General features: G+C 67.4%; 3 protein-coding genes. 2 read left to right on the forward strand and 1 reads right to left on the reverse strand.

The features are described 5' to 3' along the window. Positions 1-91 precede the first annotated feature (91 nt). Positions 92-394, reverse strand: a complete 303-nt coding sequence (locus AB1609_20910) for an ATP-binding protein (GenBank protein MEW6048898.1) — start codon at positions 392-394, stop codon at positions 92-94. 116 nt (positions 395-510) lie between these two features. Here AB1609_20910 and AB1609_20915 point away from each other — a divergent pair, with 116 nt between their 5' ends. Beyond that, the gene (locus AB1609_20915; GenBank protein ID MEW6048899.1) at positions 511-2,115 is read left to right on the forward strand and encodes an IS1634 family transposase; all 1,605 of its coding nucleotides are present in this window, start codon (positions 511-513) and stop codon (positions 2,113-2,115) included. Between the two features lie 93 nt (positions 2,116-2,208). Next, a partial coding sequence (locus tag AB1609_20920) for a hypothetical protein (protein MEW6048900.1) occupies positions 2,209-2,552 on the forward strand: 344 nt, incomplete at its 3' end.

The raw sequence follows: 2,552 nt of genomic DNA on the forward strand, positions 1-2,552 counted from the left end.
TACGCCCCGGCCATTTCTATCAACGGCCACTTGAAAAACCGCACTTTTGGCCACGAAAATCCCGCAGTCCTGGCCAGGTAGGAGGCGGGATCTACGCGGGGGTCCCTCCCTCCCCTCTACCCCCCGCCCGTAGGGCGGGGGCCGCCGAGCCTTCGGGCGGGGTGCTGCGCATCCGGTAGCTTTCGCCCTTGAGGGTGATGACGTGGGCGTGGTGCAGCAGCCGGTCGAGTACCGCCGCCGCGCTGGCCGGGCTGTCGAAAAGCGCGCCCCACTCTTGGAACTCCAGGATGCTCGTCACGATGAGGGAGAGCCGTTCGTACGCCTTGCCCACCAGTCGAGCGTCTGGCTGGACTTCTACGGTCCCGGCCTCCTTGCTTCGGGCAAGTCGCGTCACGACGCGGGTCGGCTCTCAAGAACGGCGAAAATGCGGTGCCAACTTTGATGACAGGCGGGCTTGACATGTCGCGGCTTGAATGGCACGATGGGAGGTGATAACAGGAGGGCACCGAGGTGTTCGTCCGCACCAAAACGGTCAAGGGCTACACTTACCTGCAGGTGGTGGAGAACATCCGGGAGGGCCGCTCCACCCGCCAGCGGGTGGTGGCCACGTTGGGGCGCTTGGACCGCCTGCAGGCTGAGGGCGATATCGAAACGCTGCTGCGCTCGCTGGGGCGCTTCCGCCAGCAGGTCCAGCAGGCCCACGCCGAAGGGAAGTTGGAGGCGTTGAAGAGCTGGCGCGTCGGGCCGGCACTGGTTTTCGGGCGGTTGTGGCAGGAGCTGAAGGTCGACCGGGTCTTGAAGAGCCTGTTGGAGGGCCGCCGGTTCACCTTCGACGTGGAGCGGGTGGTCTTTGCCAGCACGCTGCACCGGCTGTTCGAGTCGGGGTCGGACCGCCAGGCGGTGCGGTGGCTGCGGGACGTGGCCATCCCGGGCAGCGACGACCGCCTGCTGCACCACTTCTACCGGGCCATGCGCTGGCTGGGAGAGACGAAGGACCGCATCGAAGAGGCCTGGTTTGTCCTCCACCGGGACCTGTTCACCCAGGTGCAGCTGGTTTTCTTCGACACCACGAGCTTCTACTTCGAAGGGCGGGGCGGGAGCCTGGGAGCGTACGGCTACTCCCGGGACGACCGGCCGGACCGCCGCCAGGTGGTGATGGGGGTGGTGCTGACCGACCAGGGCCGCCCCGTCTGCATGGAGGTGGCCCCCGGCGACCGCTCCGATACCCAGGCCCTTTTACCCATGGTGCACCAAGCCCAACGGCGCTTTGGGCTGGCCCGGGTCTGCTGGGTGGCCGACGGGGGCATGGTTAGCGCATCGGTGATCCAGGAGCTGGAGAGGCTCAGGCTCCCCTACATCCTGGGCACCCGGCTGCGGGCCTTCAAGGAGGTTCGGGACGTGGTGCTGAGCCGGGCCGGGCGCTACCAGAAGGTGGACGCCAACCTCTATGTGAAGGAGGTCTGGGTGGACGACCGACGCTACATCGTCGCCTACAACCCCCAGGAGGCGGCCCGGGAGCGGACCAGTCGCCAGGCCATGCTGCAGACCGTGCAGGAGAAGCTGGCCCGGGGGCCCAAGGCGCTGGTGGGCAACCGGGGCTTCCGGCGGTTCCTGAAGGTGGCCAAGGGCAGCATCACCATCGACGAGGCGAAGGTGCGGACCGCCGCTCGCTATGACGGGAAGTTCGTGATTCGCACCAACACGGACCTGAGCGCTGCCGAGGTGGCGCAGCAGTACAAGCGGCTGTGGCAGGTGGAGGCCTTCTTCCGGGCCGCCAAGAGCCTGCTCGACAGCCGGCCCATCTACCACCAGTGGGACGCCACCATCACAGGGCACCTGTTCGTCAGCTTCCTGGCGTTGCTGCTGGCCCACGAACTGCAGCAGCGTCTGGCGGCCAGGGGGCTTGCCCTGGAATGGGCCGACATCCTGCGGGACCTTGAGGCGCTGGAAGAGGTAGACGTGCGTCACGAGGACCGGCTTTACCGCCTGCGGTTGCCCCTGCAGGGGGTGGCCGGCAAGGTGCTTCAGGCGGTGGGCGTGACCGTGCCGCCCCCGGTCCGCGAGGTCACGCGTGGTGCCAACGCCCTTGAACGCGCCCTGCAAACCGCGTCGTGACGGGATTCTTGACTTTCAAACTGTAGAAGTCCAGTCTATCATCACACAGATGGGCGGGTCGAGTACGTCCACCGGAAGGTGCTGCTGCAGACGGTGGCTCGGTCAGATGCCGCCGAGCCGACCCAGCAAGAGCGGCACCCTCGACGCCGACCGGCGCCCTCCGGCCCGCCCCCGGTGGTGTGGGGAATGGAGGCCCAGCGGCCGGGGGAAGGCGAAGTGGTGGCAGGGCGGCGGCTGTTGCGGCAAACCGTCCACCGTCACGGCCACTTCTGCGCCGTGGTGACGGTGGATGCGCTGTATGCGGAGGTGCCGTTCCTGAACGAGGTGCGCCAGCTCGGCCTGCATGCGGTGGTGCGGCTGAAAGACAAGCGGTACGACGTGGTGAAGGACGTCCAGGGGCTCCGGAGGGGCCGCCGTTGCGATGCCGCGTTTTCGAC

The sequence above is a fragment of the Bacillota bacterium genome (assembly GCA_040754675.1).
Classification (GTDB): domain Bacteria; phylum Bacillota; class Limnochordia; order Limnochordales; family Geochordaceae; genus Geochorda.